Below are 409 nucleotides of genomic sequence, written 5' to 3'. Positions count from 1 at the left end.
TCTTACTGTTCGTCGGCAGCGTCAGATGTGTATAAGAGACAGAGATCGATTAATTATAGTTCGGTAGCGATTGGTGGAGTGCTTTCTCTGAAGGGATCCACTTGCCAAGGCTTGTTTAGATTAGAGAGTGTTAAGGTTGGTGCTGATTTTAAGCTTCATGGGTTGAGAATTATTGGCGGGGTCGAAGAGGTATCCTTCTCTGTGCTAAAGCTCTCTGTGAACAATAGCTTTATTTTTCACTGGTGTTATTTTGATCGTGGTGTGAGAATAATTCATTCGAATGTTTGCATATTAAATGATACTAACGAGTCATGGCCTTCATCCAGAATAGATGTTGACGGATTTGTGTACGAAACTCTTGACGGAGAAGCAAAGGCAGTTGCCTCGGAGCGTATTTTGTGGTTAAAGA

The 409-nt window shown here is 41.6% G+C and carries 1 protein-coding gene; it reads left to right on the top strand.

What is annotated here, in order from left to right:
- Positions 1–27 precede the first annotated feature (27 nt).
- Positions 28–409 (top strand): hypothetical protein (locus JHD62_RS22725; protein WP_233161156.1); only part of this gene is annotated, 382 nt, incomplete at its 3' end.

Source organism: Aquitalea sp. ASV11, from assembly GCF_016429185.1.
Taxonomy (GTDB): Bacteria; Pseudomonadota; Gammaproteobacteria; order Burkholderiales; family Chromobacteriaceae; genus Aquitalea; species Aquitalea pelogenes.
This window is presented reverse-complemented; position numbering and strand designations above follow the sequence as displayed.